General features: G+C 35.5%; 23 protein-coding genes and 1 pseudogene. 11 read left to right on the plus strand and 13 right to left on the minus strand.

Translation table 11 applies throughout. From position 1 onward, the window contains the following. Positions 1-503 (minus strand): annotated as a pseudogene (locus Q0992_RS03910) (phosphohydrolase); the annotation flags it as partial. A gap of 113 nt (positions 504-616) precedes the next feature. Here Q0992_RS03910 and Q0992_RS03915 point away from each other — a divergent pair. Together Q0992_RS03915 and Q0992_RS03920 are read left to right on the plus strand one after the other, a co-directional pair. Then, the gene (locus Q0992_RS03915; RefSeq protein ID WP_299520845.1) at positions 617-1795 is read left to right on the plus strand and encodes an acetyl-CoA C-acyltransferase; all 1179 of its coding nucleotides are present in this window, start codon (positions 617-619) and stop codon (positions 1793-1795) included. 9 nt (positions 1796-1804) lie between these two features. Further along, the gene (locus Q0992_RS03920) at positions 1805-2554 is read left to right on the plus strand and encodes a C40 family peptidase (protein ID WP_299520847.1); all 750 of its coding nucleotides are present in this window, start codon (positions 1805-1807) and stop codon (positions 2552-2554) included. 61 nt (positions 2555-2615) lie between these two features. Here Q0992_RS03920 and Q0992_RS03925 read toward each other — a convergent pair whose 3' ends face one another. Together Q0992_RS03925 and gyrA are read right to left on the minus strand one after the other, a co-directional pair. Continuing rightward, on the minus strand, positions 2616-3893 hold the full coding sequence (locus Q0992_RS03925; RefSeq protein WP_299520849.1) for a tetratricopeptide repeat protein: 1278 nt from the start codon (positions 3891-3893) through the stop codon (positions 2616-2618). A gap of 41 nt (positions 3894-3934) precedes the next feature. Further along, positions 3935-6469, minus strand: coding sequence for a DNA gyrase subunit A (gene gyrA, locus Q0992_RS03930; RefSeq protein WP_299520851.1), 2535 nt, complete (start codon positions 6467-6469; stop codon positions 3935-3937). Positions 6470-6729: 260 nt separating this feature from the next. Between gyrA and Q0992_RS03935 the strand changes: the two genes are divergently transcribed. Together Q0992_RS03935 and Q0992_RS03940 are read left to right on the plus strand one after the other, a co-directional pair. Beyond that, positions 6730-9285, plus strand: a complete 2556-nt coding sequence (locus tag Q0992_RS03935; RefSeq protein ID WP_299520853.1) for an ATP-dependent Clp protease ATP-binding subunit — start codon at positions 6730-6732, stop codon at positions 9283-9285. Positions 9286-9367: 82 nt separating this feature from the next. Further along, positions 9368-9736 (plus strand): hypothetical protein, encoded by a 369-nt coding sequence (locus tag Q0992_RS03940; protein WP_299520857.1) that lies wholly within the window; start codon positions 9368-9370, stop codon positions 9734-9736. A gap of 11 nt (positions 9737-9747) precedes the next feature. Here Q0992_RS03940 and hutH read toward each other — a convergent pair whose 3' ends face one another. After that, positions 9748-11283, minus strand: coding sequence for a histidine ammonia-lyase (hutH, locus tag Q0992_RS03945; RefSeq protein WP_299520859.1), 1536 nt, complete (start codon positions 11281-11283; stop codon positions 9748-9750). Between the two features lie 127 nt (positions 11284-11410). Between hutH and Q0992_RS03950 the strand changes: the two genes are divergently transcribed. After that, positions 11411-12763, plus strand: coding sequence for a TlpA disulfide reductase family protein (locus tag Q0992_RS03950; protein WP_299520861.1), 1353 nt, complete (start codon positions 11411-11413; stop codon positions 12761-12763). A 66-nt stretch (positions 12764-12829) separates the two neighbouring features. Here Q0992_RS03950 and Q0992_RS03955 read toward each other — a convergent pair whose 3' ends face one another. After that, a complete protein-coding gene (locus Q0992_RS03955) occupies positions 12830-14383 on the minus strand; it encodes an NAD(P)H-hydrate dehydratase (protein WP_299520863.1) in 1554 nt (517 codons plus the stop codon). Positions 14384-14454: 71 nt separating this feature from the next. Between Q0992_RS03955 and Q0992_RS03960 the strand changes: the two genes are divergently transcribed. After that, complete coding sequence (locus Q0992_RS03960) at positions 14455-14979, plus strand: GNAT family N-acetyltransferase (protein ID WP_299520865.1); 525 nt, start codon at positions 14455-14457, stop codon at positions 14977-14979. Positions 14980-15088: 109 nt separating this feature from the next. Next, positions 15089-16180, plus strand: coding sequence for a T9SS type A sorting domain-containing protein (locus Q0992_RS03965; protein WP_299520867.1), 1092 nt, complete (start codon positions 15089-15091; stop codon positions 16178-16180). Positions 16181-16184: 4 nt separating this feature from the next. Here the strand turns inward: Q0992_RS03965 and holA are convergent, their stop codons facing one another. After that, on the minus strand, positions 16185-17192 hold the full coding sequence (gene holA / locus Q0992_RS03970; protein WP_299520870.1) for a DNA polymerase III subunit delta: 1008 nt from the start codon (positions 17190-17192) through the stop codon (positions 16185-16187). A 115-nt stretch (positions 17193-17307) separates the two neighbouring features. On the opposite strand from holA, the gene Q0992_RS03975 reads away from it, so the two are divergent. From Q0992_RS03975 to Q0992_RS03985, 3 genes are all read left to right on the plus strand, one after another. After that, on the plus strand, positions 17308-17757 hold the full coding sequence (locus Q0992_RS03975) for a type I restriction enzyme HsdR N-terminal domain-containing protein (protein WP_299520872.1): 450 nt from the start codon (positions 17308-17310) through the stop codon (positions 17755-17757). Continuing rightward, entirely contained in the window at positions 17758-18750 is a 993-nt protein-coding gene (locus Q0992_RS03980; protein WP_299520874.1) for a glycosyltransferase family 2 protein, read from the plus strand. Positions 18751-18854: 104 nt separating this feature from the next. Beyond that, on the plus strand, positions 18855-19712 hold the full coding sequence (locus tag Q0992_RS03985) for an OmpA family protein (RefSeq protein ID WP_299520876.1): 858 nt from the start codon (positions 18855-18857) through the stop codon (positions 19710-19712). Positions 19713-19787: 75 nt separating this feature from the next. Here the strand turns inward: Q0992_RS03985 and Q0992_RS03990 are convergent, their stop codons facing one another. From Q0992_RS03990 to Q0992_RS04010, 5 genes are all read right to left on the minus strand, one after another. Continuing rightward, on the minus strand, positions 19788-20390 hold the full coding sequence (locus tag Q0992_RS03990) for a hypothetical protein (RefSeq protein WP_299520878.1): 603 nt from the start codon (positions 20388-20390) through the stop codon (positions 19788-19790). Between the two features lie 91 nt (positions 20391-20481). Next, positions 20482-21567, minus strand: a complete 1086-nt coding sequence (locus Q0992_RS03995) for an AMP-binding protein (protein ID WP_299520880.1) — start codon at positions 21565-21567, stop codon at positions 20482-20484. Beyond that, on the minus strand, positions 21564-22505 hold the full coding sequence (locus Q0992_RS04000; RefSeq protein ID WP_299520882.1) for a CPBP family intramembrane glutamic endopeptidase: 942 nt from the start codon (positions 22503-22505) through the stop codon (positions 21564-21566). The genes Q0992_RS03995 and Q0992_RS04000 overlap by 4 nt, the downstream gene beginning before the upstream one ends. Next, positions 22502-23542: an o-succinylbenzoate synthase gene (locus Q0992_RS04005; RefSeq protein ID WP_299520891.1), complete on the minus strand. Its 1041-nt coding sequence runs from the start codon at positions 23540-23542 to the stop codon at positions 22502-22504. Before Q0992_RS04005 ends, Q0992_RS04000 begins: the two co-directional genes overlap by 4 nt. Before the next feature lie 4 nt (positions 23543-23546). Beyond that, positions 23547-24236, minus strand: a complete 690-nt coding sequence (locus Q0992_RS04010; protein WP_299520884.1) for a DUF2490 domain-containing protein — start codon at positions 24234-24236, stop codon at positions 23547-23549. Between the two features lie 94 nt (positions 24237-24330). On the opposite strand from Q0992_RS04010, the gene Q0992_RS04015 reads away from it, so the two are divergent. After that, entirely contained in the window at positions 24331-25233 is a 903-nt protein-coding gene (locus Q0992_RS04015) for a sterol desaturase family protein (RefSeq protein WP_299520886.1), read from the plus strand. 17 nt (positions 25234-25250) lie between these two features. Here Q0992_RS04015 and Q0992_RS04020 read toward each other — a convergent pair whose 3' ends face one another. Beyond that, positions 25251-25928 carry a metal-dependent hydrolase gene (locus Q0992_RS04020; protein ID WP_299520887.1) on the minus strand — a complete coding sequence of 226 codons (678 nt, stop codon included), beginning with the start codon at positions 25926-25928 and terminating at the stop codon, positions 25251-25253. 34 nt (positions 25929-25962) lie between these two features. Continuing rightward, a partial coding sequence (menA, locus tag Q0992_RS04025; protein WP_299520889.1) for a 1,4-dihydroxy-2-naphthoate octaprenyltransferase occupies positions 25963-26636 on the minus strand: 674 nt, incomplete at its 5' end.

The following is a 26636-nucleotide window of genomic DNA, read 5'->3' on the forward strand; positions in this document are numbered from 1 at the left end:
TATGACCTTAATTGATTAATCTCTATTAAGTTTTCATATTCGAGACGTTTTTCAATAGTGTTGGAAGATACCAAAGCAACAGGTTTATCCTTTGCGTAAGGATAATCCGTGTCCAAAATACCATTTGCGTATAGCCTATCGATTAACGTCTCACCAGTCTTGTATAGATTAGTGTTTAAGGAATCGCCGAAGATTTCATTGAACTTTTTAGGATAATCGGATTTTATGGTTGCATAGACTGCTGAGTTTACATCAAAATAGATTGAGGCATTATTTTCTATCTCAAGGCGCTCTTTTTCTATTTCATCTTGAGATTTTTTTATGGCAAAATTAAAAGGTGCTTGCAAGGTTTCTGATTGCCAAGGCTTACCTTTTTCGAAAGAATATCTAAACTTCCCCGTTTTAGGAAACAAGTAAACAATAAAAAGTGTAGTTAATACGAACAGTAATATCTTATAAACTAACGCGTGATTCTTGTACCATTTATTTAGAAGTTCTTTCATACAAATCAAATGTAACAAATATTAAAATCTTAGATGGCTATAATCCTTAATACATTGAGAAATATCTTAAAAAATGATTAATTTCGCAGCAATTAATTTAAACAAAGATATAAATGAACAAGGAGGTTGTTATCGTATCTGCTGTTAGAACGCCAATAGGGAGTTTTTTAGGCAGTTTATCAAGTATTCCTGCACCTAGATTGGGTGCTATAGCAATAAAAGGCGCCATGGACAAAATTGGTTTAAAACCAGAGTTGGTTGATGAAGTCTTAATGGGAAATGTTGTTCAGGCTGGTACTGGACAAGCACCTGCGAGACAAGCTGCAATTTATGCTGGAATACCAGATACCGTTCCTTGTACAACAGTTAATAAAGTTTGTGCTTCGGGTATGAAAGCGATTATGCAAGCCACTCAGTCCATTCGATTAGGTGATGCGGAAATTATAGTAGCTGGCGGCATGGAAAATATGAGTGCTATTCCGCATTATTATCATGCTAGAAGCGCTACAAAATTTGGACCTGCTTCTCTCGAAGATGGTATGCAAAAGGATGGTTTGGTAGATGCTTACGATAAAAATGCAATGGGTGTTTGTGCCGATGCCTGTGCAGCTGAATACGATTTCACTAGAGAAGATCAAGATACTTTTGCTATTCAGTCTTATGAACGCTCTAAGGCGGCATGGGATTCAGGAAAATTTGATAATGAAGTTATTCCTGTTGAAGTTCCTCAAAGACGCGGAGATGCTATAGTTGTTGAAAGAGATGAGGAATATACCAACGTAAAGATGGAAAAAATTCCTGCTTTACGACCAGCCTTTACTAAAGATGGAACTGTTACCGCAGCAAATGCTTCTACGATTAATGATGGTGCAGCTGCTATGGTCTTAATGAGCAGAGAAAAGGCAAATGAATTAGGTTTATCTCCCTTGGCAGCCATAAAAAGTTATGCAGATGCGGCACAAGAGCCCAAATGGTTTACCACTGCACCTGCAAAGGCCCTACCTAAAGCTTTGGCTAAAGTCAATGTAACTATTGATGATATTGATTATTTTGAATTTAACGAAGCCTTTTCTGTTGTTGGTTTAGCAAACATGAAAATCTTAGGATTATCTGATGAAAATGTAAATGTAAATGGCGGAGCTGTTTCTTTAGGGCATCCGCTCGGTTGTTCTGGTGCTCGAATTTTAGTAACATTGATTAATGTATTACATCAAAATAATGCCAAATTGGGTGCTGCTGCTATTTGCAACGGTGGTGGTGGTGCTTCAGCAATGGTACTAGAACGCGCTTAAATTTCATATATGCAATACGGCATTTGCAATCTAGGGATTGTACCGATACGACTCGAAGCTTCCGACAAAAGTGAAATGGTTACCCAAGCCTTATATGGTGATTTTTTCAAAGTTTTAGAACAACGGAAAAAATGGAGTCGAATTCGTTTTGCATATGACAATTATGAAGGTTGGATCGATAACAAGCAATACCTCGAAATCGAACAAAGTGAATATAACCAACTTACAAATTCTAGCATTTGTCTGTCCAACGATCTAATTGAATACATATCTGACGCATCCAAAGGACTATATCCAATTCCGTTAGGTTCCGATTTAAGAGGTATGAACTTACTGAAACATCATTTTGATGGTAATTCCGTTACCTCAAAAAGTGATAAGTCCAATATTATTAAAACTGCTTTTTTGTATCTCAATGCACCTTATCTTTGGGGCGGTAAAACACCATTTGGTATTGATTGCTCAGGCTTTACACAAATGGCCTATAAGCTTAATGGTTATAAACTTCTTAGAGATGCCTCAGAACAAGCAACTCAAGGTGTAGCATTAAGCTTTATAGAAGAGAGCGAACCTGGAGACCTAGCTTTTTTTGATAACATGGATGGCGATATCATACATGTGGGTATCATTATGGCCGATAATCATATTATTCATGCTCATGGGAAAGTACGTATTGATCGCTTAGACCATAGTGGCATTTATAATACAGATACTAATACGCATACTCACCGACTTAGGGTCATCAAAAAAATAATTTAATGCATAAAAAAAGCGATTCTACTTTGAGAATCGCTCCTTTATTTATTTATATCAAAACAAATTAATTACCAGTTGCCGAAGACTCAATTTCATCAACTCTAGCTTTCATTGCCTTGTAATTATCTGTTTCACCTAAAACACTATAAATATTCATAAGTGTTTTTGCAGCATCAATATTAGTATTCTTTAACTCCAATGCTTTTTCCAAATATGGTATAGCTTCTCTATATAATCCGGATCTTTTTTCTTTCAATTCGTCGTACTTTATGTTATCCGCAGAACTTGTTCCCAAATTGTTCATTTGTTCTACAATTGAGGCTTCCCCTTGTAAGATGACCACAGCTAAATTATTATATGCATCGACGTATTTAGGATCTATGGAAATTGCTTTTTCGTAATATTTTCTTGCTTGTTCGACATCTTCAGCCTCTGCAGCTAAAACACCTAGGTTATATTGCAATTCGGCATTATTAGGGTCCATTTTAGTAGCTTCTTCCATCAAGTTTTTAAATCTATCTCGATTACCCATCTGTAAGTAAACGTTTGCTTCTGATAATAATAGACCTAAATCTTTGGGATTCTCCTTTCTAGCATCGGACATAGCTGCAAGAGCTTTTTCATTCTCACCTTGCGACACATAAATTAGAGCTATATTTTTAACGATTTCAGCACGTTTTGATTTAGTTTTTTCGTTTTTTGGTTTAATATGAGTTTTAACAGTCTTTACAGCAAAATCACGAGTACTTTTATCCCCAAATGCTTCCTCCACTCCTGTTTCAGTGTTTGTAGCGTAATAATTCATCTTAACACCTGTATAACCCAAATTTTTTAAATCATTGTAATACTTCAGTGATGTATCAAAATCTTGTCCATTTACCGCAGAAGATGCGGCATAATACAAATATATAGTGTCTTTAGGAGACATTCTATATATCTTTTCAAATCGCTTTGCCGCTTCCGAATAGTTTTTATCAGCTATAGCCTTATTCGCTTTTTCCAAAAATGATTTAAGCATTCCATCTTTCATTTGATTTGCTTCTTCAGTATATCTAAGCTTTCCTATAGAAGACTCTAGTTCCTTTAATTTATCTAGTGAAAGGATGGCCTCATCAATATCAGCATCTGTTGCTCCACCATTAGCATAATATGCCTTAGCCTTTAAGAAGTAAAACTTAGCCTTAGTTTTATCGTCCATATTACCCATCAAAGCCTCTGCAGCTGATGCAGCTGATTTAGCATCTGCAAAATTCGAATTCTTTAGTGCCTTATCCATTGCTTTTACTTCACTTTTTTGTGCAAAAGACATTGTTGCTACAGTAAACACTAGCACTAACGTCATTAATTTTTTCATCTTGTAATAATTAGTTTATAATGTTAATTTTAGTTCTCGGTTTCATTTGTATCAAGAGCCGTGCCATCTTGATTAGAATTCTGAATATCAGTTGTTTCGATATCGTTTTCTTCAGACTCATCCTCATCATCTTTCATAACTTTGGCTACAGCTGCAATCGAGTCATTACCTTTAAGGTTAATTAATTTTACGCCTTGGGTAGCTCTTCCCATAACACGTAAATCGGCGACTTCCATACGAATCGCAATGCCCGATTTATTAATAATCATTAAATCATCATCGTCAGTAACATTTTTTATAGACACTAAATTACCAGTTTTTTCTGTAATAGAAATGGTTTTTACTCCTTTTCCTCCTCTATTGGTAATTCTATAATCTTCTAAACTAGAACGCTTTCCGTAGCCATTTTCTGAAACGACAAGTATATTGCTTTCCATATCGTCTACAGCAATCATACCTATTACTTCATCATTATCGTTAGCTAAAGTTATACCACGTACACCAGACGCATTTCTACCCATAGGCCTAGTCTTAGCCTCTTCAAAACGAATGGCTTTACCCGATTTGAGCGCCAACATCACCTGGCTTTCTCCCGTAGTTAACTTGGCTTCTAGCAAAGTATCATCTTCTCTAACTGTAATGGCGTTGATTCCATTAGTTCTTGGTCTTGAATACTGTTCTAACGAAGTTTTCTTAACCTGACCCTTCTTGGTGGCCATTATGACATAATGACTGTTAATGTAATCTTCATCTTTTAAGTCTTGAGTACAAATAAAGGCCATCACCTTATCATCTTGCTCAATATTTATAAGGTTTTGAATAGCTCTACCCTTTGATGTTTTTGCTCCTTCAGGAATTTCATAAACACGCATCCAGAAACATTTTCCTTTTTGTGTAAAGAAGAGCATATATTGGTGGTTGGTACCGACAAATAGATGTTCTAAGAAATCTTCGTTACGTGTGGTTGAAGCTTTTTGACCTACCCCTCCTCTATTTTGAGTTTTATACTCAGTAAGTGAAGTTCTTTTGATATAACCTGCATGAGAAATTGTGATAACAACTTTCTCGTTCGGAATCATATCTTCTATACTTAAATCACCACCAGCATATTCAATGTTTGAGCGACGCTCATCACCATATTTATCTTTGATAACTTCCAATTCAGACTTAATGATATCCATACGACGATCTTTTTTATCTAGAATATCTTTAAGATCTTCAATAGTTTTCATAAGTTCTTCATACTCTGCGCGAAGTTTATCCTGTTCGAGACCTGTTAATTGGCGTAGACGCATTTCTACGATCGCCTTCGCCTGAATTTCGGTCAACTCAAAACGCGCAATCAATTTGGCTCTTGCTTCTTCTGCATTGGCAGAAGCCCTAATTAGTGCAATGACTTCATCGATATTATCCGAGGCTATTATTAAACCTTCTAAAATATGTGCACGTTCTTCTGCTTTTCGTAATTCATATTGTGTGCGTCGGACAACAACATCATGTCTATGTTCAACGAAATAATGAATAAGGTCTTTTAAATTTAAAAGCTGAGGACGGCCTTCAACTAGTGCAATATTATTGACACTAAATGATGATTGTAATGCTGTATACTTGTAAAGTTTGTTCAATACAATATTAGGAATAGCATCTCGCTTTAATACGTAAACTATTCGCATTCCTTTTCTATCGGACTCATCTCTAATTGTAGAAATACCCTCTAGCTTTTTGTCATTTACCAAGTCTGCAGTTTTCTTAATCATATCTGCTTTATTGACTTGATATGGAATCTCATTGACTATAATACACTCTCTACCATTTACTTCTTCAATGTTGGCCTTGCCACGCATTACGATACGTCCACGCCCAGTATGAAATGCTTCTTTTACTCCATCGTAACCGTAAATCGTTCCGCCAGTTGGGAAATCTGGTGCCTTAATATGCTGCATTAACTCATCAACTTCGATATTGTTATTATCAATGTATTCAATGGTACCATTAACAACTTCAGTAAGGTTATGAGGTGGCATATTGGTGGCCATACCAACCGCAATACCAGAAGCTCCATTGACTAACAATCCAGGTATACGTGTTGGCAAAACCGTTGGCTCTTCCAGTGTATCATCAAAGTTCAACTTATGGTCTACTGTTTCTTTGTCAATATCAGCTAACATCTCTTCGGATATCTTCTGCATTCTTGCTTCTGTATAACGCATTGCAGCAGGACTATCACCATCTACAGATCCAAAATTTCCTTGCCCATCAATTAACATGTATCGCAAACTCCATTCTTGAGCCATACGCACCATGGTGTCATAAACCGAAGTGTCTCCATGTGGATGATACTTACCAAGAACCTCTCCAACAATTCTCGCAGATTTTTTATGCGCTGTATTAGCTCTAACGCCTAATTCGTGCATCCCATAAAGCACTCTTCTGTGTACAGGCTTTAAACCATCTCTTACGTCTGGTAGTGCACGTGACACAATGACCGACATTGAATAATCAATGTAAGCTGATTTCATTTCATCTTCAATGTTAATTGGAATGAGTTTTTCTCCTTCTGCCATATAGTAAATTTAATTAGTTTTTATAGGTTTTCAAAACGTGCTAATATAACTATTTTAGTAGTGTTTAAAGCGATTTAAAGGTCAATTTTAAGAGTTTTTATTAACAATTTTTGATATTTTTTCGGTTGATAAGTATCGTAGAATTTGCTTTGATTTAAAGGGCTTTTTTAGTCTATTCGTCTAAGCCTTTAATTTAAGGTATGATTTTTGACTATAAGATAATATGTTTTTACTATTTTTAATGCAGAAAGAAGTTTACTATGGACGATAATTTTTCCCCAAGAGTTAAAGATGTTATAGCTTATAGCAAGGAGGAAGCATTACGATTGGGCCATGATTTTATTGGTACCGAACATTTGATGCTTGGGCTTTTACGTGATGGTAACGGAAAAGCTATAGATATATTGAGTTCTCTGGATGTTGACCTCAACCATTTAAGACGAAAAGTTGAGATTTTAAGTCCAGCAAATCCAAGTATTACCGTGACCTCTAACGAAAAGAAGAACCTACATCTTACTCGACAAGCCGAACGTGCTCTAAAAACCACTTTTTTGGAAGCCAAGTTGTTTCAAAGCACATCTATAAATACTGCACATTTACTATTGTGCATTTTAAGAAATGAAAACGACCCAACGACTAAGTTATTAAACAAACTTAAAGTTGACTATGATAACGTAAAAGAAGAATTCAAATCTATGATTACAAGTGAAGAAGATTATCTAGACGAACCAAAAGCAGAATCGTTCTCTGATGATGATGTAAATGAGGAAGAAGACGATGCAAAACAAAATCCTTTTGGCGGAAGCCAGTCTAGCAAAACAAATAAAAAATCCAAAACTCCTGTTTTAGACAACTTCGGTAGAGACTTAACTGTACTTGCTGAAGAAGGTAAGTTAGATCCTGTGGTAGGTCGAGAAAAAGAAATACAACGTGTGTCTCAAATACTGAGTAGACGTAAAAAAAATAATCCCTTACTAATAGGAGAGCCAGGCGTAGGTAAATCAGCTATTGCAGAAGGCTTGGCCTTGCGTATTGTTAAGCGTAAGGTGTCTCGTACCCTTTTTAATAAACGTGTAGTTACCTTAGACTTAGCAAGCTTAGTTGCTGGTACCAAATACAGAGGGCAGTTTGAGGAACGCATGAAAGCCGTTATGAACGAGCTTGAAAAGAATGATGATATTATTCTATTTATTGATGAAATTCATACCATCGTAGGTGCTGGTGGAGCAACTGGTAGTTTAGATGCTTCAAATATGTTTAAGCCTGCATTGGCAAGAGGAGAGATACAATGTATCGGCGCTACAACTCTTGATGAATATAGACAGTACATTGAAAAAGATGGTGCCTTAGAACGTCGTTTCCAAAAGGTCATTGTTGAGCCAACTACGGTTGAGGAAACTATAGAAATACTCAATAATATTAAGAGTAGGTATGAGGAGCACCACAATGTGGATTACACAAATGAAGCTATTGAAGCCTGTGTAAAGCTTACCAATCGCTACATGACTGAACGTTTCTTGCCAGACAAGGCTATTGATGCTTTAGATGAAGCAGGCTCTCGAGTTCATATTACCAATATTGATGTTCCTGAACAGATTCTTGAATTAGAAAAGCGATTAGAAGAAGTTAAGGAAACCAAAAATAGTGTGGTTAAAAAACAGAAGTACGAAGAAGCTGCAAAGCTCCGTGATGATGAAAAACGCTTGGAGAAGGAATTAGCGTCTGCTCAAGAAAAATGGGAGGAGGAAACCAAACAGCACAGAGAAATTGTTACCGAAGATAATGTAGCAGATGTGATTTCTATGATGACTGGTATTCCTGTAAATAAAATTGCCCAAACTGAGCTTAATAAACTAGCGCAATTACCTGATCTCATAAAAGGTAAAGTGATTGGTCAGGATAACGCAGTTGCAAAGGTGGTCAAAGCCATACAGCGTAATAGAGCCGGACTAAAAGATCCTAACAAGCCAATAGGCTCATTCATATTCTTAGGCCAAACTGGTGTTGGTAAAACACAATTAGCAAAAGTTTTAGCACACGAACTATTTGATAGTAACGAAGCTTTAGTAAGAATAGACATGAGTGAATACATGGAAAAATTTGCGGTATCTAGACTTATTGGTGCACCACCTGGTTATGTGGGTTATGAAGAAGGCGGTCAACTTACAGAGAAGATAAGACGCAAGCCTTATGCGGTTGTACTTTTAGATGAGATTGAGAAAGCGCATCCAGATGTATTTAACATGCTTCTTCAAGTTCTTGATGATGGCTACTTAACTGATAGCTTAGGTCGTAAAATCGATTTTAGAAATACAATCATAATCATGACCTCAAATATTGGTGCAAGAAAGCTTAAAGACTTTGGTACTGGTGTAGGTTTTGGAACTTCAGCCAAAGAAGCCCAAGAGTCCGATTATGCAAAAGGTGTCATTGAAAATGCACTTAAAAAAGCATTTGCACCTGAGTTCCTCAATAGAATTGATGACGTTATTGTCTTTAATACGCTTGAAAAAGAGGATATTGATAAGATTATTGATATAGAATTAGTGAAGTTGATTTCTAGAATAAAAGAATTAGGCTATATCCTTAAACTAACGGATAAAGCTAAAGACTATATTGCAGAAAAGGGATTTGATAAACAATATGGTGCTAGACCACTTAATAGAGCCATTCAGAAATATGTTGAAGATGCCTTGGCAGAGGAAATCATCAATGCTAAAATCCAAGAGGGAGACACGATTACCATGGATTTGGACACAAAAAATGATGAACTAAAAATTAAAGTTAAAAGCTCTAGTAAGACCACTGAGTCGTAAATTATTTAGACAACAATAGTAAAAACTCCTTCTTTTTGAGGGAGTTTTTTCTTATCTTAACGTAGCTTTAGCACATTTAGTCATGAAAGAAACCCTAACTTTTGACTTTTGTGACATGACGATTTATGACAATTATTTAGTCGTCGTTATAAAAGAAGGAACTGATATTACGCCAGAGTATAATGGCATTTTGTTAGAAGTAGCCGATGCTTACTACTCACACCGACCTTTCATCTATATCAGCCATAGAATTAACTCGTACTCTGTAAATCCTGAGATTTATCGCGAAATGGCAAAAATCGAAACTTTAAAAGGATTTGCAGTTGTTTCAAACAACTATCAAGCAAAGATAAATGCTCAAATAGAGCAGATGTTCTTCACCAAACCCTTTGAGATATTTACAAATCTTGACGAAGCGATTAGTTGGGTAAAAAAACTCACAAAATCCTAATAACAGTGTACTCAGTGTTTTTCCACTCCATAATTATTAAGAAATAATTCTTCAACTTCAATATCGACATCTTTTAAAAATTGGATTGAGCCTTCGATATCATCGTGCAGTACCTCATCTTCTTTTATAAATGGCACCACTTTTCTATAATATTCTAAAAAGGATTCTAATAGCGGAGACGTTTTTAATGGTCTTCTAAATTCTATGGCCTGTGAGGCATTCATCAGTTCAATAGCGATAACACGTTCTACATTTCTAATCAAATCGTAGGCCTGTGTAGCAGCATTTGCTCCCATACTTACATGATCTTCTTGCCCATTACTAGAAACGATACTATCTACACTTGCTGGTGATGCCAATTGTTTGTTTGCACTAACGATACTTGCCGCAGTATATTGGGGAATCATAAAACCTGAATTTAAGCCAGGATTATCGACTAAAAAAGCTGGCAGTCCTCTCAGACCAGATACTAATTGAAATATACGGCGTTCAGAAATATTACCGATTTCGGCCATTGCTATTTTTAAGTAATCTAAAGCCAAAGCCAAGGGTTGTCCATGAAAATTTCCACCTGAAATAATTAAATCTTCATTACTAAAAATATTAGGGTTATCAGTAACAGAATTTATCTCAGTGAGTATTACTTTCTCCACAAAATCTAGGGTGTCCTTGGTCGCTCCATGCACCTGCGGTATACAACGAAAAGAATAAGGGTCTTGTACATGCTCTTTGTCTCTGCATATTAATTCGCTACCAGCTAAAAGTTCATTAAAACGTCTTGCGACTTTTCGCTGCCCAGGATGAGGCCTGACATCATGGACTAAGTCATGAAAAGGATCTAATCGACCATCAAAGGCATCCAAGGAAATGGCGGCTATAATATCTGCCAAATAAGAGGTCTTATGAGACATTAATAATAGATAGACGCCATAAGCGCTCATAAATTGTGTACCATTTAATAAGGCCAAGCCTTCTTTAGCCTGTAACTTTATGGGGCTCCAATTGAACTTGTCCAAAAGTTCAGAGGCTTCATATTTCTCGCCTTCATGCACCACACTGCCTTTACCTAAAAGTGGTAAGGCTAGATGTGCCAAAGGCGCCAAATCCCCTGAGGCACCTAACGAACCTTGAGTGAATACAAAAGGAAAGATATCGTTATTAAAGAAATCTATTAAGCGGTTTATCGTTTTTAGTTGTACACCACTGTGCCCATAACTTAAGGATTGAATTTTTAAAAGCAACATAACCTTAACAACAGATTCGGGCACGCGTTCTCCTGTACCACAAGCATGAGACATCACTAAATTTTCTTGAAGTTTTGTTAAATCGTCATCGGAAATTTTGACATTATATAACGACCCAAAACCTGTGTTAATACCATACATTGGCTTTTTATTATCAGCCAATTTAGCATCAAGATATGTCTTGCATGCTACTATTTTTTCTACGGATTTCTCAGAAAGTTTTAATTTTTTTTTCTCTTTAAATATGTTATAAATGGTAACAATGTCTAAAGCATCAGAAGAAATAATGTGGTAATTATTCATGAATCTCAAATTATTACCCTCAAAATTGAGAATATTTTATTGGTTTGGCAACAAAATGTTAATAATTCAATATTTCTTTCATTTAATTCCAATATCTTTATTTTTGAATTCGAACAAAACTATATTCATGAGAAAATTATTAACTTTTTGCATTACGATATCGCTTTTTGCATGCAAAGAAGAATCTAAGATTGACTACACCTTATTCTCTGGCAAAATTGAAAATCCCACTGATAAATTGGTTACAGTATATCATGGAAGAGAAAAAGTCAAAGAAATTTCACTTACCGATGACGGAACATTTGCTGACACACTTAAAGTAAAGAGTGGCTACTATACAATCAACCATGGAAGAGAAGGCTCTGCGATGTATCTCAACCCTGGTGATGACATAAAAGTGTTCATAGACACTAAAGAATTTGATGAAACAATAGCCTATACTGGCACGGGTTCAGAAAACAGTAACTTTTTAGCCGCGAAATTCTTGGCAGAAGAAAAATTTGACCTTAATTATGCCGAATTGTTTGCCATGGAAGAAAACGATTTCCTTGCTAGGATGGATGAAATTAAAAGCTCTAAAGTAGAGTTTTTAAAAGCTTCCCAGAGCATAAGTAACGAATTGAGAGGTTTAGAAGATAAACATATAGAATATGAGTATTTAGGCAACCTTCTGAATTACAAATCATATCATTCTTATTATGCCAAAAAGGAAGAATTTACACCTTCCAAGGAATTTATGGAGATATTTGAAACTGTAAATTTCGGTAACAAAACAGATTATGAGACTCTTGACAGTTATAAAAGATTAGTGCAAGGATACTACACGAACAAAATTGGAGACAGCGATAATCCTTCTGAAATTTTCAATGAGATTAATGATATGGACTTTCCTTTACTTAAAGAAGATTTAGCCGGCAGTTTACGCTATAATATTGGACCCAATAACGAACATAATGAAGCTTATTTCAATGGCATTATTGCTATGTCTACAGATAAAAAGTTCAAAGAAAACATAACCGCCAAATACAATAAAATTAAGAAGTTGGCTAAAGGTATGCCATCACCCAAGTTTGAAGAATACGAGAATCACAAAGGTGGTACAACCTCTTTAAAAGATCTTAAGGGTAAGTATGTATATATGGATGTTTGGGCTACTTGGTGTGGACCATGCATCAGGGAAATACCATCATTAAAAAAGATTGAAGAGCAATATCATGGCAAAAATATAGCTTTTGTAAGCACTTCGATTGACAAGGCTAAAGATCACAATACTTGGGTAGAAATGGTTAAAAATAAAGAATTGGGCGGCGTACAATTAATGGCGGACAACGATTGGAATTCTCAATTTATAAAGGACTATGCTATTGAAGGTATTCCAAGGTTTATATTAATCGATCCTGATGGAAATATCGTAAGTGCCGATGCACCAAGGCCTTCTAACCCGAAGTTGGTTAAAATGCTCGAAGAACTAAAAATATAAAGTTTTTCAGTTTTTGATAAAAAGCCTTCTAAACTTCGACTAAGCTCGGTGACCGGAAGGCTTTTTTTATTCTTGCTCTTGCTCCTGTGGCTGTTCTTGCTCTGGTTGTTTAAACAAATCGATATAAGCTTCACCTAAAGTTTCTATCATATGACTCGCAATTAAACTTTGATATCCAAAATCCTCCAAAGAGATATCGGCAGACCTTCCGTGCAAATAAACCCCAAAAATAGTCGCCGCCAAAGGCTCATAACCCTGAGCTATTAGACCGGAAATAATTCCTGTTAAGACATCACCACTTCCTGCTGTGGCCATGCCCGGGTTACCAGTGGTATTAATGTAGAGTTTATCACCAAAAACGGTTATGGAGTTTGCTCCTTTTATAAGTACAATAGCTTTGTGCTTTTTAGAAAATGTTTTTACTTTTTTGAGTTTATCAAAATCATCAGTCCACTTCCCTATCAATCGTTCGAGTTCTTTGGGATGTGGCGTTAATATGCTTTTTTCTGGCAACAAACTTAAAAGGCTTTTCTTTTTGGAGAGAAGGTTTAATCCATCGGCATCAATCACTAGAGATACAATGTTCTTCTTTAAGAAAGCCTCGAAAGCCTTTGCTGTTTCTTCTGCTGTGCCAAGTCCTACACCAATACCAATGACAGTAGGTTCAATATCGAAGTCAATGTTACTGATGGCATTATCGCTATCATCAGTAATGACCATTGCCTCAGGAAATGACGCTTGAAGACTATGATAGCCACACTTTGGTATGTAAGCCGTAACCAATCCAGCACCAGAACTTAGAGCGGCTTTACTTGCCAAATTAACAGCACCTATTTTTCCATAACTGCCACCTATAATCAGTACATGTCCAAAATCCCCTTTATGTGAAAATTTTTGTCTTGGTCTGTAAAGCGGCAGAACTTCAAACTTAGAGATCAGTTCAACTTCAGTTTCAGTTTGCATAAGGTAGTCTCTATCGATGCCAATATCCAATACCTCCCACTGGTGTGTATACTTTGCCGTTTCTGGTAAAAAGAACACCAGTTTTGGGGACTGAAAACTTATGGTATAATTGGCATGTACAACAGCATTTTCATCTTCTACTGCTTTATCTGTGTATAATCCTGAAGGAATATCAACAGCTAATATAAAAGCTTTAGACGCTCTCCAAAATTGAAATAATTTTTGCACCCAATCATTAGGTGGACGATTAAGGCCAATCCCAAATATCGCATCAACAATAATATCCTTTTCCTCAATAACAATATCGGAATAGTCTCCTCCACAGCTCAACATTTTGGGCCACTCTTTGGTTACCGTTTTAATTCGGTCATAATTGATCAAAAAATCCTTAGAACGCTTATCACTACAATTAACGATATAGGTAATTACATTATAACCGTGTGTTATTAAATGCCTAGCCAATACTAAACCGTCACCTCCATTATTACCAATACCACAGAAGACGTGAATCGGTACTTGGGCGCCCTGCATGCGCATATGTATCCAATTGAATATTTGTGTACCTGCGCGCTCCATAAGGTCTGTAGACGTAATATTCTGTCGCTCTGTCGTTAACCTATCGCCTTCATAAATTTGCGCTTTCGAAAAAATTTTCATGAATTAATTCTGTATATTTTGCTATGTAAAAATAACACAATAACAATTAACATAAACACTTTTGTTAGCTCATGACGGTCACCAAATCATTTCAAACCCAAAGACTATACATAAGAGCCATTACTGTTGAAGACGCACCATTTATTTTGGAGTTGATGAATACTCCTTTATGGATTAAATTTATCGGTGATCGAAATGTAAGAACCGTTAAAGAAGCAGAAACCTACATAAAAGAAAAAGCTTTAATACAATTAGAAACATATGGCTATACCAATAATGTAGTTATTAGAAAAGAGGACAATGCTAAGCTCGGCACTTGCGGTATATATCACAGAGAAGGAAAAGACATTCCAGATATAGGATTTGCTTTCTTACCAGACCATCACGGTAAGGGTTATGCATTTGAAGCTGCTACTGAATTAATACAGGTAGCATATCAAAATTATGGTCTTAATGAACTAAGTGGCTATACATTAGAAGAAAATGCAGCTTCAAGACAACTTTTGGAACGATTAGGCTTCAAATTAAAAGGTATCGGGAAATTACCATCAAGTGATGATGAGCTACTACACTATTATCGTAATTTAGATGTTTAGCTTAATACATTTCACCTACTTTTACACTTCATCCTAAATAAGTGTGACTCATATAGTTTTTGCTAGTTGGGCGATAAGAATAACTACATTTAATCATCTTTAATTAGTTATGAAAGCATTTACAGGTTTAAGTATTATCTCGCTTTTGTCAATTATGATTGTTGGCGCGCAGCAGCTAACATTAGAAACAAGTCTCGAAGCTACAGTAAATGAAACTTCAGGGTTATTATATCTTAATAATACACTAATTACGCACAACGATAGTGCTAACACCAATCAGTTATTCGACCTAGATACCTCAACTGGAGCTGTTATCAGAACAGTAACCATTACTAATGCCACCAATATTGATTGGGAAGACCTAACTAATGACGATACCTATATTTATATCGGTGATTTTGGAAATAACAATGGAAATCGAATGGACTTGAAAGTTTATCGCATTGCTATTTCAGACTATTTTTTGAGTACTACCGTTACTGCAGATATCATCAACTTTAGCTATAGTAATCAAACCGATTTTACCCCTAGTCCCTTTGCAACAAATTTTGATGCCGAAGGATTGATTCATTTTAACAACAACCTGTATGTATTTTCAAAGAACTGGTTAAACGGTAATACCGACATTTACGAGTTGCCCAAAACACCTGGCACACATAGTATTTCTAATATTGACAGCATAACAGCACAGGGTTTGGTTTCTGGTGCTACATATAATGTATTAGATAATAGTGTCTTTTTAACGGGTTATGATTTCAATGGTGCATTTTTAATCCAATTAAGTGGTTTTAACTCAGGATTATTTTCCAATGGAACGGTGACAAAAACCTCTGTTGATGTACCGTCAAACTTTTCATCCCAAATCGAAGCTATTGCTCCTATTAATGCCAGCGAGTATTACATCACCGCTGAAGAAAACTCACCTAATGCCTCAGGTTTGTACGGTTTTAATAGTTCAACTTTGAGTGTTTCACAAATCAGCGACATTGATATTTCGTTTTATCCTAATCCAGCAACATCATTAATCACCTTAAATAAGAATAACCTCAAAACAAAAATATATAGCATAACCGGTCAACAAGTAAAAGCTTCGACCAAAAATAAAATTGATGTCTCTGACTTAAATTCTGGAGTCTATGTAGTTAAAATTGAGGATAACGTAACGGGGAATTCAGTAACAAAACGATTGATGATCAATTAAATAATTATCCCAAAATCCTTACCAGTAATTCTTTGAGCAAATCCCCTTGAGGTACTGCATTAGCACCAACGCCTTTACTTTTAACATCAAATTCGCGTAATAGTGCGATAACCGAACTAACTTTCTTCATAGGATAGTTGCGTGCCGCCGTTAAATACTCATTAACAAAGTAGGGATTAACTCTTAAGGCCGAAGCGACACTTCGCGGATTTTTATCAGCCATACCATGAAGATGCAGTAATTGCGAGAAGAAATTAAACAATAAGGCAACAGTTACCACCATGGGATTGTCCTTAGGATTGTCTGCAAAGTACTTCGCAATTTGATGCGCTTTAACGACATTACGTTCCCCAACAGCTTTACGTAGCTCAAAATTGTTGAAGTCCTTGCTTACACCTATATTTTCCTCGATATGTTCGGGTGTAATCTGAGTACATTTGGGAAGCACAATTTTTAGCTTATCGAGCTCATTATTTACTTTACTCAAATCCGTTCCTAAAAATTCTACAAGCATTTGGGCAGCCTTTGGGGAAATATCATAACCTTGGCCCTTTAAGACACGTCTAATCCAATCTGGCACTTGATTTTCGTAAAGTTTTTTACTTTCAAAAACTATACTCCCATTCTTGTGAATGGCTTTATATAAAGCTTTACGCTTATCAAGCTTTTTATATTTGTAATTAATAACCAATACTGTAGTTGGCTGAGGGTTTTCAGCATAAGGCGCTAACTTTTCAATCGTTCTACTAAGATCTTGAGCTTCCTTTATAATCACAACTTGTCGCTCTGCCATCATAGGATAGCGTTTGGCATTGCTTACAATATCATCAATAGACACATCGCGACCATAAAGTACTATTTGATTAAACCCTTTCTCAGCTTCATCCAAAACATTAGCTTCGATAAAATCAGAAATCTTGTCAATATAATAGGCTTCTTCTCCCATCAAAAAATAAATGGGTTTCAAATCACCGCTTTTAATATCAGATACTAATTGTTTTACTTCGTCCAAAGTCTTAATTTGTTTGCCATTTCGAGTTTTGACCTTGGTCAAAGTATCGAGAACTTCTCGATAAAATTTTCTGCGAAAATCACTCGAAGTGACATTATAATTTTAATTTTGTGCAGTGCAAGATCTTAACTTTCCAAAGTTTGAATACCGATTCAAAAGTACAGAAAATAAAGTTTCTATTTTTGATGTAATTCGGAAAAAATTCATCATTCTTCAACCTGAGGAATGGGTGCGTCAACACTGTGTACATTATCTAATTAACGAAAAGAAATATCCAAAATCCTTAATTAATGTTGAAAAAGAATTGACCATTAATGGTTTAAAAAAACGCTATGATGTCGTGGTATTTAATTCTGATGGAAGCATTCACTTAATTGTAGAATGCAAATCATATGCTGTTATTATTAATCAAGACACATTTGATCAGATTGCACGTTATAATTTAGCGTTGAATGCTGATTATTTAATGGTGACCAATGGGATAAATCACTATTATTGTCAGATGAACACGGAAGCAATGTGTTATACATTTTTAAAAGATATTCCTGATTACACAACATCATAAATGTATACAACGAAAGATATAGCAGTTGTTATTTTAAACTGGAATGGAAAACCATTGCTTAAGCAATTCTTACCTTCGGTTATAGAACACTCAGAACAAGCTGCTATTTATATTGTTGACAATGCCTCAACAGATGATTCGGTAGGATTCGTATCTAAAGAATTTCCAAAAGTTGTGGTTTTACAAAATTCTGAAAATGGAGGTTATGCCAAGGGTTATAATGATGCCCTGAAAAATGTTAAACAACCATTACTCTGTTTATTGAATAACGATATTGAAGTAACCAAAAATTGGCTACAACCCATTTTGGATGATTTTAACAGCAATGAAAATACAGCTATAATTCAACCGAAAATTTTAGACTTCAAACAAAAAACATACTTTGAATATGCTGGTGCCGCTGGAGGTTTTATAGATAAATATGGTTATCCTTTTTGTCGTGGACGTATTTTTGATACTATAGAAGAAAACAAAGGGCAATACAATGACAGTATAGATATTTTTTGGGCGTCTGGTGCATGCTTTTTCATTAAAAACAAAGTCTTTAAAAGTCTAAATGGTTTTGATGAAAATTACTTTGCGCATATGGAAGAAATCGACTTGTGCTGGCGTGCTTACAATGCCAATTACAAAGTAAGGTATGTCGGTGTCTCAACAGTATATCATCTGGGAGGTGCGACTCTAAGCAACACCAACCCAAAAAAAACCTATCTCAATTTTAGGAATAGTCTGTTTACACTTGCCAAAAATACCGACAGCCGTGTTTTTTCAAGAACATTATTAAGAATGTTGCTCGATGGCATTGCCGCATTACGGTTTTTATTTCAGCTTAAACCAAAATACTTTTTAGCCGTTCTAAAGGCACATGTTTCATTTTACAGAAATTTAGGACGAATCTTGAAACAACGAAAGCAACTTGCTAAACGTTCAAGTTATTACAAAATCAACTCCATCGTTTGGTCTTATTTTATAAAAAAGCATAAAACATTTTAATTGTTTATAAAAGTGTTAAAAGTTTTGTTAATCACAGCATACTCATCTTTTCTTTTCTATAATTTTGAATTGTCTGTATTATAAAACTTAAATTAAAAACTGATATGAAGAAATTAGTGACATTTGGAATTTGTTCAATACTATTATTAGCATCTTGTGTATCTAAGAAGGAGTATTTGGCACTTGAAGAAAAACAAAAAGAAACTCAAGATTTATTAAATACTGCAACCGTTAAGCTTAATACCTGCTTATCTGATGCTGCAGCTGCAAATGCTAGAGTTGAAGCGATGAAAGAGCAATTAGCAGACATGAGAAAAAGTAATGAAGCCTTAATAAAAAGTTCACAAGACTTAACAGAACTAACGAGTAAAGGTGCTGAAAATTTACAAAAATCATTAGAAAGCCTTAGAGAAAGTAACTTAAAAATATCGCGCTTGCAAGATGCCTTGTCACGTAAGGATAGCGTTACCCTAGCGATTGTCACAAGCCTGAAGAAGGAAGTTGGTATCAATGATCCGGATATTGAGGTTAATGTGGAAAAAGGAGTTGTATTCATTTCAATTGCAGACAAGCTATTATTTAAGAGCGGAAGCTATAACGTTACTGATAGAGCAAAAGAAGTATTAGGTAAAGTAGCTACTGTGATAAACGGAAAACCAAATTTTGAAGCCATGGTAGAATCCCATACGGATAATGTACCATATAGCAAGCCACCATTATTAGACAATTGGGATTTAAGTGTTAAGCGTGCAACATCTGTAGTCCGCGTTTTGGAAGAGCTAGACGTAAATCCAGAAAAATTAATCGCTGCAGGACGAAGCTACCATGTACCATTGGTTGAAAATGACACGGCAGAAAACAAAGCTAAGAATAGACGTACACGAATTATAGTATTGCCTAAGATTGATGAGTTCTACGATATGATCGAAGAAGAAATGAAGAATCTTTCGGCTGAAAATTAATTTTTAAACTCATATGTAAGAAGCCCAATATATGTTTTGTATTGGGCTTTTTTAGTAAATCGGTAAAAAGTTTATTTAGTCTTTTATCACAGCAATAATTTCTGGTAGTAAGGCCATAGCTGTTAAAACGACAGCATTAGTCTTTGTCTTTTTCTTTTCGTCATTTTTTGTAGAGGCACTCTTTGCAACTTCGTCCTTATTACTAGGAATACGAATCATTATAACCACGTTTTCTGATTCCTCTACGAAGTTTTCCTTTGCAAATTCGTAAGCAAGTTCAATTCCATCCCCCTCAAATGTTTTTACACTAGATTTAGGATGCTCTATAACATAAAGTAATTTCTTTATATCGGTCGCCTCAGCCTTATCTAGAGCTATCCCACTAAAATTCGAATATGTAACTATACTTATTAAATCTTCTTGAGAAACTCGTTTCGAAAGAAGTTTAAAAGCTTGTTTAAGTATAACGCTATCTTCGGTATTAAAATTTTCGGCATAGGTTTCAACTAAGAATGTAATGTTCTTTGTTTGGGTTGAATCTGTTTCAATACTGAAATGTTCTACGATAAAAGTAATAAGGTTGTCTATAGTTGTAGACTCCGTTTCTATGTTCTTTTCTTGTGAAATACTTGCTAAAGATGACATCAAAGCAAGTGTGGTGGTGATTAGTGTTTTCATTGGTTCGGCATTTAAAGTTTTACATAAAACTATATGCCTTACCATAAAGATAAAACCAATAATGAGTCAACGAAGACTTTTAGTTAGTTAACTATCCCAGAACGGATTTTATGGTTTCGTTACGCTGTATTTTACCATTAACGGTTTCCACAAATTTATCAGTAATATAAATATGCTTTGGAACTTCGTATTTGGTTAAACCCTTTATAAATCTGATTCTATTGGCAATACTTTCTGCCGTATCCCTTGGGTTTTCTACGATTAAAACCAAACGTTCACCTAAGGCATCATCTTCTTCGCCAGCGACAATAAAACGCTCGTCAATTACAGGCTGTAACTTGTCTTCAATCTGTTCTGGAAACAGTTTTATACCACCAGAATTAATCACATTATCTATGCGCCCCAATAGTTCAAAACTGGTATCGGAGTTTAAATCCACAATATCACTAGTAATTAAAGGTTCGTCTACCAATTTAGGGGCATGAACAACCAAACATTGTCTATCGTCTTGGGAAAAGGTTACATTGGGCAAGGCATTAAAAAATTCGTCACCATCGGAAATTTGCGAAGATAATCGTCTAACGGCTACGTGAGTTACCGTTTCCGTCATACCATAAGTTTCATAGAATCTCGAACTGCTGTTATTCTTGACGCGTTCTAATAAAGGTTGCGTAATTTTAGAGCCTCCTACTATTATGGTTTTAATATTATGCGTGTAGTTAATCGTATGCTTTAATTGCAAAGGAATCATAGCACAAAAATCATAATGCTTTTCATAATCGAAAATAGGGTGCGCACTTGGTTCCACATGATCTATTTCCAGACCTAAAATCATGGCCCTAACGAGCATCATCTTTCCAGCGATATAATGACTCGGCAGACAGTCTAGAGCTGTATTACCTGGCTCTAAACCAAAAAAATCACCAGTAGCAATGGCTGAATTTACCATCGCTTGTTTCTTTAATTTAATAAGCTTTGGTTTTCCCGTAGAACCAGATGTATTAACATACAGGTAGTCCTTATCGTTAAGCCAATCAATTAAAAAGTTACCTGTTACTTTCTCATAAGCTTCGCCTTCTTTTATAAGGCTATAAGCCACTTCTTTTAAATCTTCATGGCTGTAATGTAAACCGTTTAGCTTAAATCGATTATGAACTTTACTGTATTTGGGTGTCATTGTTCTCCTATGATTTTATAATTTTCTTTTGGTGGTTCTGATACGTTTCCAAACAAACGCTCCTGCCAGTTTTTCCAACCATAACGCTTAGACAAAATCAGTAGCATAATTGGATAAACCACAAGAACTGGTATTAATATTTCTGTGAATAGACTCATCGAAGGTTCAGCTGTACTTTTAAAGATAGCATCCGTCTGCAAAGCCGTCCAGTCCGCAGTCACTAAAAGTGATGCTAAGAGGTTATTTCCTAAATGGAAACCCAAAGCCAATTCTAGCCCATCATCCATCAAAGTCATAATACCCAATAATAATCCTGTTCCAACATAAAAAATCATCATTTTCCAAAAGCCTATAGCACCTATTTCTGGATTTGCGCTATGCGCAATGCCGAATAAAATGGATGTAAATATTAGAGGGAACCATTTATTCTTAACCAAAACTCCGAGATGTTGCATTAAATAGCCTCTAAATAAATATTCTTCTAACCCTATTTGAAATGGAAATAAGACTATACTAACCAGAAATAATATGGCAAATTTCTTCAAGTCAAATTGATAAACTATCTCAGAAGAATCTATAGAATAGCCTATAAAAAAAGTGCCTAAAGTAAAGACTGCTATCATCATAAACGAAAAGAAAACCCTTCCGAAGTCCACTTTAGACCTTGCTGTTGTTAAAGATAAAATACTGCGTTGATGCATAAACTTTACTAATAAAAACAGTAGTCCCAATAAAAAGGCAAAAGGAATTAAATTGAATGCTAAGTTTAAACTAGAGGGAAACCGCTTCATCATTTCATATGCAGCTTCTAAATCTGATGGATCACTAAATAAATAGAAAACAAAATTGACTAAAAAGATACCTGCTACTAAAATTGTAGTTATGATAAACATCCATAGTTCTCGCTGTCCCTTATAGGCTTGTTGTATATAATTCATTCTTCTATGTTAAAATTCCAGTCCTTTTGTACATCATAGTGCAAATTACCATTTTTTACGGTTAAAGGCGAATCAAAATTATTGGTAAATAAACTGCCCGTTCCCAAACCTTGAGGCATGGCATTTTTAAGCGTATAGGTCCATTGTGAAATAGCATTTAGGCCTACATTACTTTCCAAGGCACTAGTAATCCACCATTTAATATTTAAGTTCTCAGCCAAGGTTATCCATTCCTCGCTTCCACTAAAACCGCCAATTAAACTTGGTTTTAATATAATGTATTGTGGCTTTATAGTTTGAAATACTTTCTGCTTATCCGCTTTTGAAAACACACCAATCAATTCTTCATCTAGGGCAATTGGCAAAGGCGTAACTTCACAAAGTTCTGCCATAGCTTCTAATTGTCTTGGTTGTATTGGCTGCTCAATGGAATGTAGTTGATAATCTGAAAGTTGCTTTAACTTTTCTAGTGCCTCATTAACTGAAAATGCTCCATTAGCATCAACTCGCAATTCAATGTCCGAAACAGAGAACTCTTTTCTTATGGATTTTAGAATATCCAATTCTGTTTGGAAATCAATAGCACCTATTTTCAGTTTTATACAATCAAAACCAGCTTCTATTTTTTCCTTCACTTGGGCTTTCATAAAAGCCTCGTCTCCCATCCAAATTAATCCGTTAATTCGAATCGCATCAAACCCCTTGGTAAACGCTGAAGGAAATAGTGAAAACCCATCAGATGCTTCTAATGACTTAAAGGCCATTTCAACACCAAAAAGAATGCTCGGAAATTCAATAAGTGCATTAATCAATCTTTCCAAGCCCATATTAATATTAGTGCAAACCCATTTCAGTTTATCTTCGTAATCTGGGCGGTCATCAATGGAAAGACCTCTTAAAATACCACATTCGCCAATACCAATTTTATGATCTCTTTCTAACCTGATGAACCATGTTTCTTTGGTAGTCATGATACCTCTAGAAGTACCACTAGGCCTTTTAAAATTGAGTATATACTTATGATAACTTGCTTTAATCATCTCATATATTGTGATGCATACTAAATTGCAATTGGCCCTTTCCCCAATCAACGGTTTTTTGGTTCATCCAACCCAACTGAAATCGAATTTTAGGACTCAAAACGTACCCTATTCCCAAATAGGTTCTGTTTCTATCAAAGAGCTCTACTTCCCTCCCATCACCAATATCGGTTTGTCCGTTGATGAACAATTCATTGTATAAGGCCGCATAAATGGCCTTTTTGGTCAGTGCTTTGCGGTTCAATGGAACATTTAAAAAAAGGTTATAACGATAACGTGTTCTAAAATCCTGATTTTCAACAAAACGTTGTTCGTATCTAAAGCGATGCGTCAAATAAAATCTATTGCCCAACTTTTGAGGGATTAGGGCTTCTTGATACATACGATTTTCGCCAAATGTACTATCGCTCTCCCCAAACTCACCAGTAGTAATGTTAGCATATCCTAATGTGAGCATAACTCCTGCACCTTTTGGCGAATAAGTAATCCCCGAGCGCAATAGCAATTGTTCCATATCACCCAAACCTTGCCAATCACGATATTGAAAATCCCCTTGTATTCCCCACGGACTGCCCTTAAACTGAAGATTATAAAAATACATATACCAAGCACCCGTTTGTGATTCATCAACTTGGGAAAAGCCTGAGCTAAAACTAAAAACAGCTAATAGAATAAAAATTTTGTGTCTCATTAATGCCTAACAAAAATCTAAGTATAAAAATACGCAACTGACAATTTTTAGCGCGTGTTTATCTTAAAAAAATCTTATTTTTAAAGAAAAATTAATGCCTGATTTTCCCAACATCATTCTGTATGCCATTCCGTTTTTTATCTTGGCTATGCTATTGGAGTTATATGTCACTACGAGAGAGCGACTAAAACATATTAAAGGTTATGAACCCAGAGATGCTTTTGCTTCAATTGCCATGGGATTAGGAAATGTAATTTTAGGCTTTGCTAGTAAGGCTATTGTACTACTTGCATTTTTTTGGATTTATGATAACTTTAGAGTATTTGAAATTCCAGTAGCTTGGTGGTCGTTTGTACTATTATTTTTTGCTGATGATATTTCCTATTATTGGTTCCATCGTATTTCGCACGAATGTCGATTGTTCTGGGCTTCACATGTAGTTCATCATTCATCCCAGCACTACAATTTAAGTACGGCCTTGAGACAAACCTGGTCAGGTGGTTTTTATACTTTCATTTTTTGGTTATGGTTGCCTTTGATAGGTTTTCATCCAGCGATGATTATGCTTCAAATGTCTATAAGCCTATTGTACCAGTTTTGGATTCATACGGAAGCCATAGACAAGATGCCTCGCTGGTTTGAAGCTGTTTTTAATACACCGTCCCACCATCGTGTTCATCATGGCAGTAATCCCATTTATTTGGATCGCAACCATGCTGGTATTCTAATTATTTGGGATAAACTCTTCGGAACATTTCAACCTGAGTTGAAAAATGAAAAAGTCAACTACGGCTTGGTTAAAAACATCAAAACCTTTAACCCTATAAAAATCGCTTTTTTAGAGTGGTTGTATATGCTTAGAGACGCTTTTTCAGGAAGAAAAACCTTAAAAGACCGCTTTTTATATTTGATAAAACCACCTGGCTGGAAACATGATGGTACCGGAAAAATAAGTGATGATTTAAGACAAGAATGGCTCGAATCTAAAAAGCAATAACCGTAAACCGCTAGATGTTATACATCTATACTTTCGCCAATATCTAAAAGAATCAACTTCTTTAATCTAGCATCAAACTTGGCCACAGCTTTTGGTTTATCAATTTCTATATAACCAAAAGTATCATAATGATAACCTAAAACCCTATGGCAATCAATAAATCTACAAGCAATTAAAGCGTCATCAACTCCCATGGTAAAATTATCGCCTATTGGTAATACGGCTAAATCCAAGTCGAAATGTTTACCTATAAGTCGCATATCATCGGTCAAAGCTGTATCACCAGCTATGTAAATGGTTTTGTCTGGGCATTGAATAATAAACCCGCCTGGATTACCACCATATTTACCATCTGGAAAAGACGAGGTATGTACAGCATTTACATATTTTACTTTACCAAAATCAAACTCCCAAGCTCCACCATGATTCATCGGATGACCTTTTAGACTCATATTCTGATAGTGCACTACAATTTCATAATTTGAAACAATGACTGCTCCTGTTCGCCTGGCAATGGCTTCAACATCTAAGGTATGGTCCTGATGCGCATGAGTGACCAAAATATAATCAGCTTTTAAACTGTTGATATCAATGTGAGATGCTTTTTCATTACCAGTAATAAATGGATCTACTATAATGTGAGTATCGCCTGTTTCAATACCCAAACAGGCATGTCCGTAAAATGTAATTTTCATTATACTAAAAATTAATAACTAAAGTTGTCTAAAGTTAATATAAAATATAGCCAACACCCAAGAGAAAAGCGAAAAGAAATGTAGATAGCGCCAAAACTTTTAACTGACCATCAAAATCGTCTGGTAATTTAGCAGTCTGTATTTTCCTAAGGTGGATCACTAACGGAATAAAAACTAAAACGTATAAAAAATTGTAGGGCTCTACATAATAAAGAATCGAAAAGAGGATGGCAATAAGCATGGCGCCGACTACAAGAAAATAATGGTATTGCTTTGCACGTTTAATACCCAGCTTTACTGCTATGGTTATTTTCCCAGCATTAGCATCGGCATCTAAATCTCTCATGTTGTTAAGATTTAAAACCCCTACACTCAGTAGCCCTAATGCTATAGCAGGCAATATTGTAACATGATCTATTCTTTGTATGTATAATAGATAGCTCCCTACTGTGCTTACCAATCCGAAAAAAACGAACACAAAAATATCACCCAACGCCCTGTAACCATAAGGTGTATCTCCCATCGTATAGTTTAGCGCTGCATACACTGAAATTCCACCTAAAAACAAAAATAAAAGAAGAAACAGAAAATTAGTAGATCCAAAAGCTGCCCAAATTAATGCAAGGGTTAAAATTATGACTAACACTATATTGAACTTTATGGCATCAAGCATCTCTTCGGGAGTAATCTCGCCACTTTGCACAGCAC

The sequence above is a fragment of the Winogradskyella sp. genome (genome assembly GCF_028289625.1).
In the GTDB taxonomy this organism is placed as follows: domain Bacteria; phylum Bacteroidota; class Bacteroidia; order Flavobacteriales; family Flavobacteriaceae; genus Winogradskyella.

Coding starts and splice junctions, on each gene's coding strand:
- Q0992_RS03915 (WP_299520845.1), top strand. CDS start 617: ATGAACAAGGAGGTTGTTATCGTATCTGCTGTTAGAACGCCAATAGGG.
- Q0992_RS03920 (WP_299520847.1), top strand. CDS start 1,805: ATGCAATACGGCATTTGCAATCTAGGGATTGTACCGATACGACTCGAA.
- Q0992_RS03925 (WP_299520849.1), bottom strand. CDS start 3,893: ATGACGTTAGTGCTAGTGTTTACTGTAGCAACAATGTCTTTTGCACAA.
- gyrA (WP_299520851.1), bottom strand. CDS start 6,469: ATGGCAGAAGGAGAAAAACTCATTCCAATTAACATTGAAGATGAAATG.
- Q0992_RS03935 (WP_299520853.1), top strand. CDS start 6,730: ATGGACGATAATTTTTCCCCAAGAGTTAAAGATGTTATAGCTTATAGC.
- Q0992_RS03940 (WP_299520857.1), top strand. CDS start 9,368: ATGAAAGAAACCCTAACTTTTGACTTTTGTGACATGACGATTTATGAC.
- hutH (WP_299520859.1), bottom strand. CDS start 11,283: ATGAATAATTACCACATTATTTCTTCTGATGCTTTAGACATTGTTACC.
- Q0992_RS03950 (WP_299520861.1), top strand. CDS start 11,411: ATGAGAAAATTATTAACTTTTTGCATTACGATATCGCTTTTTGCATGC.
- Q0992_RS03955 (WP_299520863.1), bottom strand. CDS start 14,383: ATGAAAATTTTTTCGAAAGCGCAAATTTATGAAGGCGATAGGTTAACG.
- Q0992_RS03960 (WP_299520865.1), top strand. CDS start 14,455: ATGACGGTCACCAAATCATTTCAAACCCAAAGACTATACATAAGAGCC.
- Q0992_RS03965 (WP_299520867.1), top strand. CDS start 15,089: ATGAAAGCATTTACAGGTTTAAGTATTATCTCGCTTTTGTCAATTATG.
- Q0992_RS03980 (WP_299520874.1), top strand. CDS start 17,758: ATGTATACAACGAAAGATATAGCAGTTGTTATTTTAAACTGGAATGGA.
- Q0992_RS03985 (WP_299520876.1), top strand. CDS start 18,855: ATGAAGAAATTAGTGACATTTGGAATTTGTTCAATACTATTATTAGCA.
- Q0992_RS03990 (WP_299520878.1), bottom strand. CDS start 20,390: ATGAAAACACTAATCACCACCACACTTGCTTTGATGTCATCTTTAGCA.
- Q0992_RS03995 (WP_299520880.1), bottom strand. CDS start 21,567: ATGACACCCAAATACAGTAAAGTTCATAATCGATTTAAGCTAAACGGT.
- Q0992_RS04000 (WP_299520882.1), bottom strand. CDS start 22,505: ATGAATTATATACAACAAGCCTATAAGGGACAGCGAGAACTATGGATG.
- Q0992_RS04010 (WP_299520884.1), bottom strand. CDS start 24,236: ATGAGACACAAAATTTTTATTCTATTAGCTGTTTTTAGTTTTAGCTCA.
- Q0992_RS04015 (WP_299520886.1), top strand. CDS start 24,331: ATGCCTGATTTTCCCAACATCATTCTGTATGCCATTCCGTTTTTTATC.
- Q0992_RS04020 (WP_299520887.1), bottom strand. CDS start 25,928: ATGAAAATTACATTTTACGGACATGCCTGTTTGGGTATTGAAACAGGC.